General features: G+C 47.0%; 13 protein-coding genes. All 13 read left to right on the top strand.

Annotation, left to right across the window (positions count from 1 at the left end; all coding sequences use genetic code 11):
* Positions 1–17 precede the first annotated feature (17 nt).
* The 13 genes from fliD to argF all read left to right on the top strand — a co-directional run bounded on the left by fliD (position 18) and on the right by argF (position 14,797).
* The gene (gene fliD / locus L6I86_RS21455) at positions 18–1,949 is read left to right on the top strand and encodes a flagellar filament capping protein FliD (RefSeq protein ID WP_236290388.1); all 1,932 of its coding nucleotides are present in this window, start codon (positions 18–20) and stop codon (positions 1,947–1,949) included.
* Between the two features lie 34 nt (positions 1,950–1,983).
* The gene (gene fliS, locus L6I86_RS21450; protein WP_236290386.1) at positions 1,984–2,394 is read left to right on the top strand and encodes a flagellar export chaperone FliS; all 411 of its coding nucleotides are present in this window, start codon (positions 1,984–1,986) and stop codon (positions 2,392–2,394) included.
* Entirely contained in the window at positions 2,387–2,728 is a 342-nt protein-coding gene (gene fliT / locus L6I86_RS21445; protein WP_236290384.1) for a flagellar protein FliT, read from the top strand. Before fliS ends, fliT begins: the two co-directional genes overlap by 8 nt.
* 412 nt (positions 2,729–3,140) lie before the next feature.
* The gene (locus tag L6I86_RS21440) at positions 3,141–3,338 is read left to right on the top strand and encodes a cold shock domain-containing protein (RefSeq protein ID WP_028556842.1); all 198 of its coding nucleotides are present in this window, start codon (positions 3,141–3,143) and stop codon (positions 3,336–3,338) included.
* Positions 3,339–3,508: 170 nt separating this feature from the next.
* Positions 3,509–4,057: a ribosome hibernation-promoting factor, HPF/YfiA family gene (gene hpf / locus L6I86_RS21435; RefSeq protein WP_056611526.1), complete on the top strand. Its 549-nt coding sequence runs from the start codon at positions 3,509–3,511 to the stop codon at positions 4,055–4,057.
* A 286-nt stretch (positions 4,058–4,343) separates the two neighbouring features.
* Entirely contained in the window at positions 4,344–6,863 is a 2,520-nt protein-coding gene (gene secA, locus L6I86_RS21430; RefSeq protein WP_056611523.1) for a preprotein translocase subunit SecA, read from the top strand.
* 54 nt (positions 6,864–6,917) lie between these two features.
* Positions 6,918–8,031, top strand: a protein-coding gene (gene prfB / locus L6I86_RS21425) for a peptide chain release factor 2 (protein ID WP_171633253.1) whose coding sequence is annotated in 2 segments (ribosomal slippage) — positions 6,918–6,989 and positions 6,991–8,031 — 1,113 coding nt in all. Because the reading frame shifts where the segments join, the coding sequence is not laid out codon by codon here.
* Positions 8,032–8,177: 146 nt separating this feature from the next.
* Positions 8,178–9,020, top strand: coding sequence for a YitT family protein (locus tag L6I86_RS21420; RefSeq protein ID WP_236290545.1), 843 nt, complete (start codon positions 8,178–8,180; stop codon positions 9,018–9,020).
* Positions 9,021–9,465: 445 nt separating this feature from the next.
* On the top strand, positions 9,466–10,515 hold the full coding sequence (gene argC / locus L6I86_RS21415; protein ID WP_236290382.1) for an N-acetyl-gamma-glutamyl-phosphate reductase: 1,050 nt from the start codon (positions 9,466–9,468) through the stop codon (positions 10,513–10,515).
* Between the two features lie 31 nt (positions 10,516–10,546).
* Positions 10,547–11,773 (top strand): bifunctional glutamate N-acetyltransferase/amino-acid acetyltransferase ArgJ, encoded by a 1,227-nt coding sequence (gene argJ, locus L6I86_RS21410; protein ID WP_236290380.1) that lies wholly within the window; start codon positions 10,547–10,549, stop codon positions 11,771–11,773.
* A 36-nt stretch (positions 11,774–11,809) separates the two neighbouring features.
* Positions 11,810–12,580, top strand: a complete 771-nt coding sequence (argB, locus tag L6I86_RS21405; RefSeq protein ID WP_236290543.1) for an acetylglutamate kinase — start codon at positions 11,810–11,812, stop codon at positions 12,578–12,580.
* A gap of 30 nt (positions 12,581–12,610) precedes the next feature.
* Positions 12,611–13,807 (top strand): acetylornithine transaminase, encoded by a 1,197-nt coding sequence (locus L6I86_RS21400; RefSeq protein WP_236290377.1) that lies wholly within the window; start codon positions 12,611–12,613, stop codon positions 13,805–13,807.
* Positions 13,808–13,837: 30 nt separating this feature from the next.
* Positions 13,838–14,797 carry an ornithine carbamoyltransferase gene (argF, locus tag L6I86_RS21395; RefSeq protein ID WP_056611505.1) on the top strand — a complete coding sequence of 320 codons (960 nt, stop codon included), beginning with the start codon at positions 13,838–13,840 and terminating at the stop codon, positions 14,795–14,797.
* The last annotated feature ends 37 nt before the right edge of the window (positions 14,798–14,834 follow it).

The raw sequence follows: 14,834 nt of genomic DNA, 5'->3' as shown, positions 1-14,834 counted from the left end.
ATAATATGGTACTACGATTGAGTGGGTTTTCAAATTCAGGTATTGATATTGATGATACAGTCAAGAAGCTAATGACTGCGGCTAAAATACCACAAGATAAGCTTAAACAACAAAAGCAATTACTTGAATGGCAACGCGACGATTATCGTGCGATAAATACGAAGATTTTAAATTTTCGTAGCGCAGCAACGGACATGACACGTCAAGGGACCTTTCAATCTAAGAAGTCTTCCTCAGCTGATGAGAGTGTATTCTCAGTTACTTCTACAGCAACAGCACCAGAGGGCATTTATTCGTTGAAAGTTAATAAGCTTGCTACATCGGCCTCAGTGACTTCCGAAGCAACTGGAAAATCATCGGAAGCTGCATTACTCAAGGACATCGATCCAACTTTTACTGCTAACACAACGTTATCCATTGGTGGGGAAAAAGGAACGGCAACGATAACAGTCAAACCAACAGATTCTATTGCAGTCTTAGTTGCATCTGTCAACGGTAAATCAAGTACTACTGGCGTAACGATGAGCTATGATGCAACCATTGATAAATTTTTCTTTGCATCGTCTTCAACGGGAAGTAAAGCAGCAATTGATCTTAAAATGGGAAGCGAAGAGAATGGTCATAATCTACTAACTTCGGTGTTAAAGTTAAAAGGCGATGCAGATAACAATCCAGTAACACCGAATACTCCGCTCTCAACTGATGTAGTCGATAAAGGACAAACACTTACAGGAACTGTGAACTTCACTACTGGCAGTGCAACGCTAATCGACAAGGATTTAACAACCGTTCAGAAGTTTCATATGGAAGTTAACGGAAAGTCACTTGATTATGAGATATCCAAGACAACCACGGTGGGCCAGTTGATTGACCAAATTAATAGTTCGGACATTGGTAAGTCTGGTGTATCCGCATATTTAGACGAAAATAATAAAATTGCATTTAACAATCCCGATCAAACGAAACCGATTACTTTCAGTGACGCAACAGTTGACTCTTACTCTCTTCTTGATAAGCTCGGAGTTAGTGCACCAATTCCATCGCATGATCCTAATAGTCCGACTAATCCAGGTAAAGATTATTCCTCGTTCCGTATCACAGGACAAAAGGCTCAAATCGAATTCAATGGGGCTACAGCGGATTACGACACGAACACCTTTGCTATCAGTGGGATGAATATTACCATTAAAAAAACTTCAGCAACCGCGGTTAATATCACAAACACACGCGATGTGGATACGGTATTTAACTCCATCAAATCGTTTGTAGATAAATATAACGAGCTTATTGACACAGTAAATACGAAGACTTCCGAAAAGAAATATAAAGATTTCACTCCACTTACTGACGAGCAGCGAGAAGCCATGAAGGAAGATCAGATCACAATTTGGGAATCCAAAGCAAAAAGTGGTTTGCTCCGCAGTGATTCATTACTTACAAGTGGTTTAAGTAATTTTAGACAAGCCTTCTCAAGTGCTGTTGATGGACTTCCTGTGGGCAATGCAAAAACCCTTTCTCAAATAGGGATATCAACAGCTAATATTAGTGGAAAGAGTATTTCGGGTAGCTATTTAGAGAACGGTAAAATTTATATCGATGATGATAAATTAAAGAAAGCGATAGCAGAAAAGCCTGACGAAGTGATGGCTTTGTTTACCGCAAATGACGGGGTCAAAGATTCGAATAAAGGTGACGGATTGGCAAGACGTCTTTCTGATCAGGCTGATGCTTTATTCAAGAACATCTCATCTAAAGCTGGTATTACGAATAGCGTTGATTCTAGTTATCTCATGGGTAAAACGTTAAAAGACATGAACAAACGTATCGACAATTTTACAGACAAACTTGAAGCACTTGAAACTCGCTACTACAATCAATTCACCGCCATGGAAAAATATATGAATCAAATGACGGCACAAAGTGCACAACTAACACAGCAAATGGGCTAGTAAGAGTCCTACTTTAAACTAGGGGGAAATATCCATGATTCAAGCCCAACGTAATAAATACTTGGAGAACACTGTTCAAACAGCAAGCCCGGCGCAATTGTTAATTATGCTTTGTGATGGGGCTATTCGTTTTTGCCGTGCGGGTATTGAGGCTTTGAAAAATACCAACTACCAAGACGCTAACACCAACCTAGTCAAGGTACAGGACATTATTAGCGAATTCTCCATCACGATTGATCGTAATGCTCCAATTGCCGTTGAGTTGTTGCGATTATATGAGTACTTCAATTACCGTTTAATTGAAGCTAATATGAAAAAATCTGTGGAGCCAGCTGAAGAAGTGTTAGGTTATCTGATTCAGTTGAAAGAAACTTGGATGCAAGCTGCGTTACAAGTTAAAAGCGGCGCAGTAAGTACTGCACCAGCTGGAGCTACGCATGGGTGAGTTGGTTGCTGAATTAGAAAAACGTACACAGCAAGCGTTAGCAGAGCTTACTACGATGGATATAGACCAGCTATCCGAGTATATGGAGCAGCGTGGCCTACTGATGCAAGCGCTAATAAATGCTACAGAAAATGCATCTGACGGTGATAAGGAGAAGTTCAAGGATCGTATTGAATCGATCGTGAGCCTTGACCCCATCTTCCTTCAAAAACTAACAAAATTCCGTGATCAGGCTAGATCCCAATTGACTAAGATTGACAACGGGAAGACGCAAAAGAATGCGTATGATAACCAATATGACGGAGATAGTTACTTCTTCGACAAGAAAAAGTAGTCTATCCACACCAACCTTTTGCCGCGGCAGGGGGTTTTTTCTTTTATCCCCTGTTTTCCTCAAACCCCTACATCATTCCGTGGATAAACAATCCGATCTGGCCCCACCATGTGAATAAATGAACTGTTTTAGCGCGAGTTATCCATAATTCTCTCCATTCATCCTGTGGATAATGTGCATAAACCTGTTAATAACTTTGTTAATAACATGTAAAGAAGCCCGTCATGACAGGATTCTACAAATTCTGCAGTTATCCACGGGATGTAAATACTTGAATTTTCTAAATATTCTATTTAATTAAAAGTTAGAAATTGACAGGTCAAGCAAGTAGGTGTTATAGTCAAAAAGAAAGGGCTTACATTTTATTTAAACTCTTTTTTATATTTTTTAAAACGAAAGGATTGTGTACGATATGCAAGGTAAAGTGAAATGGTTTAACGCAGAAAAAGGCTATGGCTTCATTGAGCGCGAAGATGGTGGGGATGTATTCGTGCATTTCTCAGCGATTCAGTCTGAAGGGTTCAAAACGCTAGACGAAGGTCAAGCTGTTGAGTTTGACATCGTAGAAGGCGCACGCGGACCACAAGCTGCAAACGTAAGCAGACTATAATTAATCGGCACGTGTTGTGCTATCGCATACAACGATGACAAGATCACCCTAGGGACATACTCTGGGGTGTTTTTTATATTTTGCATAGAAAGTTTAGCTCGGAATTTAAAGGAATTATGAAGATTGAGTGGAATGTAGTATAATGTAAGAAGGAAGGGAGATGTTTAACTATGGAAATTAGCATTCGCGGAGAACACCTTGAAGTTACTGAAGCCCTCGGAGACTATGTCGACAAGAAGTTGAATAGACTAGAGAGGTATTTTGAAGCTCCCCTTACATCCGATGTACAAGTAAAGCTAAGCGTGGTTAAAGGTCTTCAGGCCATCGAAGTAAGCATCCCATTAACAGGAGTGCTACTGCGAGCTGAAGAACGCAACACAGACATGTACGCATCCATTGATCTGGTTGTGGACAAATTAGAACGTCAAATTCGTAAGCACAAGACCAAGACGAATCGTAAAATTCGCCAAGATGGCGGCAAACGTGATTTGTTCAAGGTAGAAGTCGCGGCAGCTTCCTACATGGAAGAAGAAGAGGACTTTGAACTCGTACGTAACAAACGCTTCAATCTGAAGCCGATGGACGTGGAAGAAGCGATTCTCCAAATGAATATGGTGGGTCATAACTTCTTTGTATTCTCGAACATGGAGACAGACACAGTCAATGTGGTCTACAAACGAGACGACGGTAAGTACGGTTTAATCGAACCAGCGATGTAATGCATAAACAAATTGCCTAATACATTCAATATCATTCCTATACAAAATGATCAAGTGAGCTTAATTCGATATCATCGGATTAAGCTCTTTCCTTTAGCACATGAAGTCATAAACCTTGCTATGCATGTTAGGGGCACCTCCATTTCATACTAAGAAATACGGAAAGCATGGTTTTTAAGTCCTATTTCTATAGGTTTTAGATGGAAGAGAATGCTCGTTTGTTGCGACAAGACTGTCATAAGTGGTACAATTTAAGGATACGAACGTAAGGGAAAGGGGTTCACCGATGCTAGGACTAGTGAAGAAAATTTTTGGTGATTCCAATGAACGGGAGATTAAACGGATGCTCAAGGCCGTTGACTACATCAACGAGCTTGAAGCCAGCATTAAACCGCTGACCGATGAAGAGTTAAAAGGGAAAACAATCGAGTTCAGAGAACGTCTTGAGAAAGGCGAAGAAATCGATGATTTATTGCCTGAAGCTTTTGCAGTAGTCAGAGAAGCAGGTATCCGTGTACTAGGAAAACGTCATTATGACGTTCAACTTATCGGGGGTATGGTTCTGCACGAAGGCCGTATCGCAGAGATGAGAACAGGGGAAGGGAAAACGCTTGTTGGAACACTTCCTGTTTATTTGAATGCTTTGCTTGGAAAAGGTGTACACGTTGTTACCGTCAATGACTATTTGGCACAGCGGGATAGCGCCGAAATGGGTCAAATCTACGAGTTCCTCGGATTAACCGTTGGGGTTAACTTGCATGACTTGTCTCATGAAGAGAAGCAAGCAGCTTATGCTTGTGATATTACGTATGGCACGAATAACGAATACGGGTTTGACTACCTGCGAGACAACATGGTGCTGTACAAAGAGCAGATGGTTCAACGTCCGCTGTACTATGCGGTTATCGATGAGGTGGATTCCATTCTAGTCGATGAAGCGAGAACGCCATTGATTATTTCCGGACAAGCCGCGAAATCGACAGATATGTACTTTACGGCAGACCGTTTTGTTTCGACGCTGAAAGAAGAAGAAGACTACACAATCGATATCAAAGTGCGTGCTGTCGCATTGACGGAAGAAGGCGTTGCGAAAGGCGAACGAGCTTTTGGCATTGAGAACTTATTCGATCATCAGAACGTCAACATCAACCATCACATCACACAAGCACTTAAAGCGCGTTTCATTATGAAACGTGACGTGGACTACGTTGTTCAAGAAGAAGAAGTTATGATCGTTGATGAATTTACTGGCCGTATCATGACTGGCCGTCGCTATAGTGATGGGTTGCACCAAGCCATTGAGGCGAAAGAGCAGCTGAAAGTTCAGAACGAGAGCATGACACTCGCTACGATTACGTTCCAGAACTATTTCCGTATGTACCGCAAGCTAGCGGGAATGACGGGAACGGCGAAGACGGAAGAAGAAGAGTTGAAGAAAATTTACGGCCTTGAAGTTATTATCGTGCCGACGAACCGCCCTATGATTCGTAAGGATCTACCGGACGTGGTGTATAAGTCAGAGAACGGTAAGTTCAGAGCTGTTGTGGAGCAAATCCTAGAACGCCATAAACTCAATCAGCCGGTGCTTGTCGGTACAGTATCGATTGAAAACTCCGAGAAGCTTTCCGAAATGCTGAAGAAGAAAGGCGTTCAACACAAAGTATTGAATGCTAAGTATCATGCTGAAGAGGCGGAAATCGTTTCACGTGCAGGTCAACCAGGATCCGTAACGATCGCTACGAACATGGCGGGCCGTGGTACAGACATTATGCTAGGTCAAGGCGTACATGAAGCTGGCGGCTTGCATATTATAGGTACAGAACGTCATGAAAGCAGACGGATTGATAACCAGCTGCGTGGACGTGCAGGACGTCAAGGTGACCCTGGTTCCTCACAATTCTACCTTTCTCTTGAAGATGAATTGATGAAACGATTCGGCGCTGAAAATATTATGGCGATGATGGATCGTCTCGGTATGGAAGAAGATCAACCAATTGAGAGCAAATTGATCTCTCGTGCCGTGGAATCCGCGCAAAAACGCGTTGAGGGTAACAACTTCGACGTGCGTAAAGTCGTCCTTCAATATGACGATGTTATGAATCAACAACGTGAAATTATATATAAACAGCGCCGCGAGTTGCTGGAGTCCGAAAATATCCGCGAAGTCATCGAGGGTATGATCGGTGCCGTAATCGAGCGCATCGTGAAAGCACACTGTCCTGAGGAGCAAATCCCAGAAGAGTGGGAACTGCAAGAAGTTGCGAACTTTGTGAACAACAACTTGCTGCACGACGATGCACAAATTACCGATCAAACCATTTGGGGTAAAGAGCAAGATGAGATCATTGAGCTGATCAAAGATCTTGTGAGCAAACGGTATGATGAGCGTGAAACGGAAATTGGCGCAGAATTCATGCGTGAATTTGAAAAGGTCGTAGCGCTTCGTGCGGTAGATAGCAAATGGATGGATCACATCGATGCGATGGATCAGTTGCGCCAAGGTATTCACTTACGTGCATATGGCGGTACAGATCCACTTCGTGAGTATCAATTCGAAGGCTTCGAGATGTTCCAAGAGATGATCGACAACATTCGTGAAGAAGTCGCGATGTACATCATGAAAGCGCACGTACAGAGCAATCTGGAGCGCCAAGCGGTAGCGGAAGGTCAGGCTGTTGATACGAAGAATGAAGCAGGCGGAAAAAAACCGCTGGTACGCGATGAAGAGCAGCGTATTGGACGCAACGACCCATGCCCATGCGGCAGCGGCAAGAAGTTCAAGCAGTGCCACGGGCAAGGCATGTAAGCAACTAAACAACCTGTCTAGGTACATGCAAGCAGAATAAACGAGGTGTACGACATGCTAGAACCAGAAGTGAAACAAGACTTAAGAGAAACAGCGAAGCGACTAACCGAATTACGGGGGTCTCTTTGACTTAGATCATAAGCTAGAAGCCATCGGGGATTTTGAGGAGAAAATGGGCGCGCCAGACTTCTGGGACGATAACGAACGTGCCCAGAAGACGATCGCTGAGCTCAACGTGATCAAGAGTGTCGTGGATGAGTTCCAAGGCTTCACGAACGCGTTCGAGGATATTCAGGTCATGGTCGAACTCGAAGAAGAAGAGAGCGATGCGGGTCTTGTCAAAGACATCGAAACCGGCATCGCGGCGCTCGTCAAGAAGCTCGAGTCCTTCGAGCTTGGTTTGCTGCTCAATCAGCCGTACGACCGGCTGAATGCGATTCTAGAGCTGCATCCAGGCGCCGGCGGCACCGAGTCGCAGGACTGGGCAGAGATGCTGCTGCGGATGTACCGCCGCTGGGCAGAGAAGCGGGGCTACAAGGTCGAGGTACTCGACTATTTGCCCGGCGACGAAGCCGGCGTGAAGAGTGTCACGCTGCAGATCACAGGCTTCAACGCCTACGGCTATCTGAAGGCAGAGAAGGGCGTGCACCGGCTCGTCCGGATCTCGCCGTTCGACGCCTCTGGCCGTCGTCACACCTCGTTCGCATCGTGTGACGTGATGCCAGAGATCGAAGACGACACCGACGTGGGTGAGATCCGCTCCGAGGATCTCAAGATCGATACGTACCGCGCAAGCGGCGCCGGCGGTCAGCACATCAACACCACGGACTCGGCTGTGCGGATTACGCACATTCCGACTGGCGTTGTGGTGAGCTGTCAGCAAGAGCGCTCGCAGATCAAGAACCGCGAGAAAGCGATGAAGATGCTTCGCTCCAAGCTCTATGAGCGGAAGATCGAAGAGCAATTGAAGCACCTTGCCGAGATTCGCGGCGAGCAGTCGGATATTGCGTGGGGCAGCCAGATTCGCTCCTACGTTTTTCATCCGTACAGCATGGTGAAGGACCATAGAACCTCCGCTGAGACGGGTAACGTTGGAGCCGTCATGGACGGGGATCTCGATACCTTCATCGACGCGTATCTGCGTCATCAAATACGGAAGCCAGAATAAGCCTGCCACAAGCCAAGCAAGCTGATTTGCCGGGCTGTGCATGGTTCACGTCATAAACGTTGATCCTACACCTAATGGGTGTAGGATTTTTCATGTAAACGAACGAAGGAGGACCACGGGTGTCCAGAAGAGAACCACGAATCACAATGGGAAGTCCCACGCATACCCTTTTTGAATATATATTACTGATCGTTGGTTCGTTGATCATGGCAGCGAGTTTTAACAGCTTTCTGAACCCGAACCAAATCGCGACAGGTGGGGTATCGGGGATTTCGACCATTTTGCAGGAAGTCACCAAAATAAACCCGGCGTACACACAATGGGCGCTCAATATTCCAATTTTGCTGTTAGCGCTGTGGCTGCTCGGGAAGAAATTCGGTATTAAAGCCATCGTAGGATCGGTTATTTTCCCATTCTGCGTACTCGTCACGACCCACTTAGGCGTGCCGACGCATAATCCACTGTTAGCTGCTGTATACGGAGGCATAGGTGTAGGTTTGGGTCTGGGTATTGTCTTCAAAGGGCGTGGATCCACAGGCGGGCTTGGGTTGGCAGCACAATTATTACATAAATACTCCGGCTTAAGCCTAGGCTTTTCGGTTGCCATATTCGATGGGCTTGTCATTATCAGCTCGGCCCTAGTGTTTACCCCAGAGAATGCGCTATACGGGATGATCGGATTATTCGTTACGACTAAAACGATTGATATTGTGCAGCTCGGCTTTAATTATGCCAAAGTGGCCTTTATTATTTCGGATCATACGGATGCCATAAGGAAGGCGATTTTGTACGATTTGGATCGCGGGTTAACCGAACTTAGCGGATCGGGTGGATTTACGGGTGAATCGCGGACGGTCATGATGGTGGTCGTGAAACAGAATGAAGTTAGTCGGTTAAAAACACTGGTGCAATCCGTGGATCCACAGGCTTTTGTAATTTTGAGTGAAACGAATGAAGTGTTGGGAGAAGGGTTTAAGCGCCACGCGTAGTGGATGGCCGTCGGGAGAAATATGCCTGATGGTCTTTTTTGTGGATAACTTGTTGGCAAATTGTGTGTAATCCCCCGACTTATACACAATGCCTGTGTACAAATGTGCATAACTCAAGGGTAACTAACATAATTTGCCTTCCGGCTATAGTCTTTGGGATAATGAGTAAGGCTGAGCGAATGGGTAACGGAAAGAAGCGATGGCGGTGATTACGATTAGTTTTATGCACGACTTGCGAAAATTGATGCATAATGTGTATATAACTCGATATAGTCAGACTATTCAGTTAACTAAAATTAATTCGATTTTACCGGATAAAAGCCTTGAAATACCTTGCTGAATAGCAATTTTGGCCAAAGCTAGAGCGCAAAAAAATTCATTGAATTATTATGTATACGAATGTATAATAATACATATATTTTCGGAACATCGGGAGGTCATGGGAATGAGTCAGAGCATTAGAGCGGCTATTATTGGAGCAACAGGGTATGGTGGTGCGGAATTGATTCGTCTTTTGCAGGCGCATCCACTTGTACATATTACATCCGTTATTTCAACTTCGAATGCAGGAGCGCCGTTGGCGGAGCATTTTCCACATTTGCAGGAAGTGGTCGTCGATATTCTCGATGTCCTTGATGTTGATTTGATCGCTGGTAAAGCAGACGTTGTGTTTCTAGCTACTCCGGCAGGTGTGAGCGCTGGACTTTCGCCTAAATTGATCGAGGCGGGCCTGAAAGTGATTGATATTTCGGGGGATTTGAGATTGAAGTCCGCTAGCGATTATGAAAAATGGTACAAAAAGCCGGCTGCTTCGGAAGAAGCTTTGGCGCGTTCGATTTACGGTCTATCCGAAGTGTTCGGGGACGAAGTGAAGGGCAGCGATCTGATCGCGAACCCAGGTTGTTACCCAACAGCAACGCTGCTAGGACTTATTCCTGCGGTTGAAGCAGGATGGATTGATCCGTCTACGATTATCATTGATGCAAAATCCGGTGTATCGGGTGCGGGTCGAAGTTTGAGCCTAGGCGCACACTACTCCGAAGTGAATGAGAATTTATCGGCTTACAAAATAAATAAGCACCAACACATCCCGGAAATCGAGCAAGCGCTGAGCCGCATTGCCGGGAAACCGGTTGTGACGACGTTCACGACGCACCTTGTGCCAATGACACGCGGGATTATGGCGACGATGTATGCCACGCTAACAGGTGAACATACAGCTGAAGAATTTATCGAAAAGTATCGTCAGTACTATGAAGGCCGCAAATTCGTAAGGATTCGCCCACTTGGCAAATATCCTTCAACGAAGGAAGTTATGGGCTCGAACTACTGTGATATCGGCTTCGCTGTGGATGAGCGTACAGGACGTGTAACGATCGTGTCGGTTATCGACAATGTTGTTAAAGGTGCCGCAGGTCAAGCGATTCAAAACTTAAATATTATGCAAGGCTGGGACGAAACGACAGGGTTGTTGTTCGCACCGGTATATCCATAACAAGAAGATGAGGATAGGTGAGTAGACGACCATGTCGGACCAAGTTAGCTTCACTGTCGTGCCAGAGGGCACTGTAACAACACCGAAGGGCTTTCGAGCAGGCGGACTGCACTGCGGATTGAAGAAGACGGAGCGCTATGATCTTGGCGCGATCCTCTGTGATGTACCTGCGTCAGCGGCAGGCGTTTACACGCTGAACGCGTTCCAAGCGGCACCGCTGCGCGTGACGCAAGAAAGCATCGCCCACAGTGGCAAGCTGCAGGCGATGATCGTGAACAGCGGCAACGCGAACGCGTGCACCGGCCAGCAAGGCGAAGACGACGCTCGCGCTATGCGCGCGGCAAGTGCGAAGGCGCTTGGCGTGGCAGAGCACCACGTCGGCGTGACGAGCACGGGCGTTATCGGCGAGCTGCTGCCGATGGGCAAAGTGCTGAGCGGCATCGAGCAGCTGCCAGCGAAGCTGAAGCTAGACGGCGGCGAAGACTTCTGCCAGTCGATCCTGACGACGGATCTCGTGCAGAAGATGACGTGCGTCCGTGTTGTGGTTGGCGGCAAAGAGGTTCACATTGCCGGAGCGGCTAAGGGTTCGGGGATGATTCACCCGAACATGGCGACGATGCTCGGTTTCATGACAACCGACGTCGCGATTGAGAGCGAATACCTGCAGCTGTTGCTAAGCAGGATTACAGATAACACGTTCAACATGATCACCGTTGACGGAGATACAAGCACCAACGACATGGTCGTGGTGATGGCAAGCGGGCTTGCCGGCGGCGACTCCCTGCATCCGGGGCACCCGGATTGGGAAGCTTTCGCGGCAGGGTTCCAATACGTTGGCGAATACTTGGCCAAAGCGATTGCACGTGACGGCGAGGGCGCGACGAAGCTGATCGAAACGACGGTGATCGGAGCTGAGAGCGACGATGCGGCGCGGAAGATCGTGAAGTCGATCATCGGATCGAGCCTCGTGAAGTCCGCCGTATATGGCGCTGACGCGAACTGGGGCCGGATCATTGCGGCTGTAGGTTACTCAGGTCAGCCGGTGAACGTGAATACCGTTGATATTCGCTTAGGCGATATCGCAGTGTTGGAGCAATCGCGTCCCGTGAAGTTCGACGAGGAAGCGGCGCTGGTTTATTTGAAAACAGACACGATTCAAATTCATGTGAATTTACATATGGGCGAAGGCAAAGCAACGGGCTGGGGCTGCGACTTGACCTATGATTATGTCCGCATTAATGCGGCATATCGGACGTAAGGAGGAAAAAGAGCAGTGAAGAACAATTGCTTTGTCATGAAATGCGGGGGTAGCACGCTTGCGGCGCTGCCTAGTAGTTTTTTTGAAGATATGCGTCAGCTTCAGGAAGAGGGAATCGTTACGGTCATCGTGCATGGCGGTGGTCCTGCTATTTCGGATACGTTAGGCAAGTTGGGCATCGAGTCAGGCTTCGTGAACGGTCTAAGGGTAACTTCTGAAGCGGTGCTCGACGTGGTTGAGATGGTGCTGTCTGGCCAGATTAACAAGGAAATCGTACGCCGTATTCAGTTGACGGGTGCGAGAGCGCTTGGTTTGTCCGGTGTGGATGGACATTTGATCGAAGCGAAGCCGGTAGCCAATAGCCATGAAGTTGGTCTTGTAGGCGATGTGACGAAAGTTAATGCGGAGCTAATTCAAGGGATTGTCGGTATGGGCTACATTCCGGTTATCGCGCCAGTCGGTCTTGGTGCAGATGGCGGACAGCGATATAATATCAACGCCGATACAGCAGCTGGTGCTGTCGCTTCCCACCTTGGTGTAGAGCAAATGGTTGTGGTGACGGATGTTCCTGGCATTATGAAGGTTGTGGATGGCGAGAAGCAAGTGCTTCCTGTCGTCAGCGTAGCGCAGATTGAAGAAATGATCACAAGTGGCGACATCTATGGCGGCATGATCCCGAAGGTTCGTGCAGCGATTGCTTGTATACAAGGACAAGTGCAAGAAGTGGTTATCGTGAACGGTTCGGAACCGAACGTGTTAAGTAAAGTGCTGAAAGGCGAAGGCATCGGCACGCGTATTGTACGTTAATTTTAATAACCCCATAAGGAGGGAATGTACATGACAGAACAAGGGAAAAGCTCGTTATTTCCAACCTACGCCAGATATCCGATTACGCTAGTGAAAGGTGAAGGCAGCCGACTGTGGGACGATACAGGTAAGGAATACATCGATATGATGAGCGGGATTGCCGTTGCAGCTCTTGGGCATGCACCGCAAGTTGTGAAAGAGAAATTGATCGAGCAACTTGATCAGCTTTGGCATGTGGGTAATCTATTTCATATTCCGAATCAGGAAAAATTGGCTGGTTTATTGACAGACAATAGCTGTGCGGATGCTGTGTTTTTCTGTTCCACAGGAGCGGAAGCGAACGAGGCTGCGATCAAAATCGCACGTCGCTACTCGCAAAAAGTGCTGAACAACGGCCGCTACGAGATTATCACGTTCAACATGTCCTTCCATGGGCGTACGATTGCTACATTAACAGCAACGGGTCAGGACAAAGTAAAGGAAGGTTTCCTTCCGCTTCCTGAAGGATTCGTCTATGCGGATTATAACGATATTGAGTCTGTTCGCAACCTAGTGAACGACCGGACGTGTGCGGTTATGCTTGAGTTCGTTCAAGGCGAAGGCGGCGTGTTGCCAGCGGATCCGACATTTGTGAAGCAGCTTGCTGAGCTTTGTAAGGAACATAATCTACTTCTGATCGCTGATGAAATCCAGACAGGCGTAGGTCGTACGGGTAAGCTTTTTGCCTATGAGCATTATGGCGTAGAGCCGGACATTTTCACTTTGGCCAAAGGTCTTGGCGGTGGATTCCCGATCGGTGCGATGTTGAGCAAAGGTTACTTGGCTGAAGCTTTCAGCGCAGGCAGTCACGGTTCTACCTTTGGTGGAACTCCGATTGCAACAGCAGCGGCTCATGCAACGTTAAGCACGATTATTGACAATCAATTGCCAGAGCGTGCAGCTCAGTTAGGCGAATACACAGTGAAGAAGTTGGAGAGCAAGCTAGCGGGTAATCCGTTGGTCAAAAGCATCCGTGGTATTGGCCTTCTCATTGGTATTGAATGTGCACAGCCAAGTGCCGAAATCATCAGCGAAATCCACAAACAAGGCGTGTTGGTCATTCCAGCAGGACCTAACGTGATTCGTTTGGTGCCGGCGTTAACGATACCGCAAGAAGATTTAGATCAAGCATTAGAAGTCGTGTGCGGTGTCCTCTCCCAGAAGGCATCCACCATTAGCGGCGTCTAACCGAAGTTTACAGTAGAGAGGTTGGATCACATGAATAGCACGGTCAAGGAAGAACTGGCTGCCCAGTTGAAGGGCAAGGATTTTCTTGCATTGATTGATTATACAGCGGAAGAAATCGAATATCTGATTCACTATGGCATCGAGCTGAAGCGCAAGCAGAAGGCAAGAGAGCCGCATGCCGTGCTAGCGGGTAAGACGCTGGGCATGATTTTTGAGAAATCCTCGACGCGTACGCGTGTGTCTTTTGAAGTGGGGATGTACCAATTGGGAGGCCAAGCGCTTTTCCTGAGCAAAAATGATCTGCAGCTGGGCCGCGGAGAGACGGTATGGGATACCGCTCAAACTCTATCCCGTTACCTAGACGGAATTATGATTCGTACTTATGAGCACCGCAAGGTGATTGATCTGGCACGAGGATCAACAGTGCCTGTTATTAACGGCTTAACCGATCATGCGCACCCTTGTCAGGTGATGGCGGATTATCAGACGGTTTTGGAGAAAAAAGGCCGTTTGAAAGGCATCAAAGTCGCTTATATCGGCGATGGCAACAACATGGTTCACTCCCTGATGATGGGAGCTAGCAAGCTAGGGATGGATTTCGCCATTGCTTCGCCAGAAGGCTATGACGCTGATAAAGAAGTGATTCGCCAATCTAGGGAAAACATTGCTGAAACAGGCGGAAGCCTGCTCGTTACGCGCGATCCACGCGAAGCTGTTGAGAATGCGGACATCATCTATACCGATGTATGGGCTAGCATGGGGCAAGAAGCAGAGCAGCAGGAGCGGGAAATCGCGTTCAAAAACTTCCAAGTCAACGAGGCTTTGGTGAAATATGCGAAGCAGGATTACTTGTTCATGCATTGCTTGCCTGCACACCGTGGGGAAGAAGTGAGCGAGGGCGTCATCGACGGCGGACATTCCATTATTTTCGATCAAGCAGAGAATCGTCTTCACGCGCAAAAGGCTATCATGGCCGCGACAATGATATAAATTTCAAATGAGAGTGTAGAAACGGAGCGAAGAGTAG

The organism is Paenibacillus allorhizoplanae, from assembly GCF_927798215.1.
GTDB lineage: Bacteria > Bacillota > Bacilli > Paenibacillales > NBRC-103111 > Paenibacillus_E > Paenibacillus_E allorhizoplanae.
The sequence above is the reverse complement of the archived record's forward strand: the minus strand, read 5'-3'. Positions and strand labels throughout refer to the sequence as shown.

Bases quoted from the DNA above. Each gene is read 5' to 3' on its own strand.
- fliS (WP_236290386.1), top strand. From the start codon at position 1,984: ATGATTCAAGCCCAACGTAATAAATACTTGGAGAACACTGTTCAAACA.
- fliT (WP_236290384.1), top strand. From the start codon at position 2,387: ATGGGTGAGTTGGTTGCTGAATTAGAAAAACGTACACAGCAAGCGTTA.
- L6I86_RS21440 (WP_028556842.1), top strand. From the start codon at position 3,141: ATGCAAGGTAAAGTGAAATGGTTTAACGCAGAAAAAGGCTATGGCTTC.
- hpf (WP_056611526.1), top strand. From the start codon at position 3,509: ATGGAAATTAGCATTCGCGGAGAACACCTTGAAGTTACTGAAGCCCTC.
- secA (WP_056611523.1), top strand. From the start codon at position 4,344: ATGCTAGGACTAGTGAAGAAAATTTTTGGTGATTCCAATGAACGGGAG.
- L6I86_RS21420 (WP_236290545.1), top strand. From the start codon at position 8,178: ATGGGAAGTCCCACGCATACCCTTTTTGAATATATATTACTGATCGTT.
- argC (WP_236290382.1), top strand. From the start codon at position 9,466: ATGAGTCAGAGCATTAGAGCGGCTATTATTGGAGCAACAGGGTATGGT.
- argJ (WP_236290380.1), top strand. From the start codon at position 10,547: ATGTCGGACCAAGTTAGCTTCACTGTCGTGCCAGAGGGCACTGTAACA.
- argB (WP_236290543.1), top strand. From the start codon at position 11,810: ATGAAATGCGGGGGTAGCACGCTTGCGGCGCTGCCTAGTAGTTTTTTT.
- L6I86_RS21400 (WP_236290377.1), top strand. From the start codon at position 12,611: ATGACAGAACAAGGGAAAAGCTCGTTATTTCCAACCTACGCCAGATAT.
- argF (WP_056611505.1), top strand. From the start codon at position 13,838: ATGAATAGCACGGTCAAGGAAGAACTGGCTGCCCAGTTGAAGGGCAAG.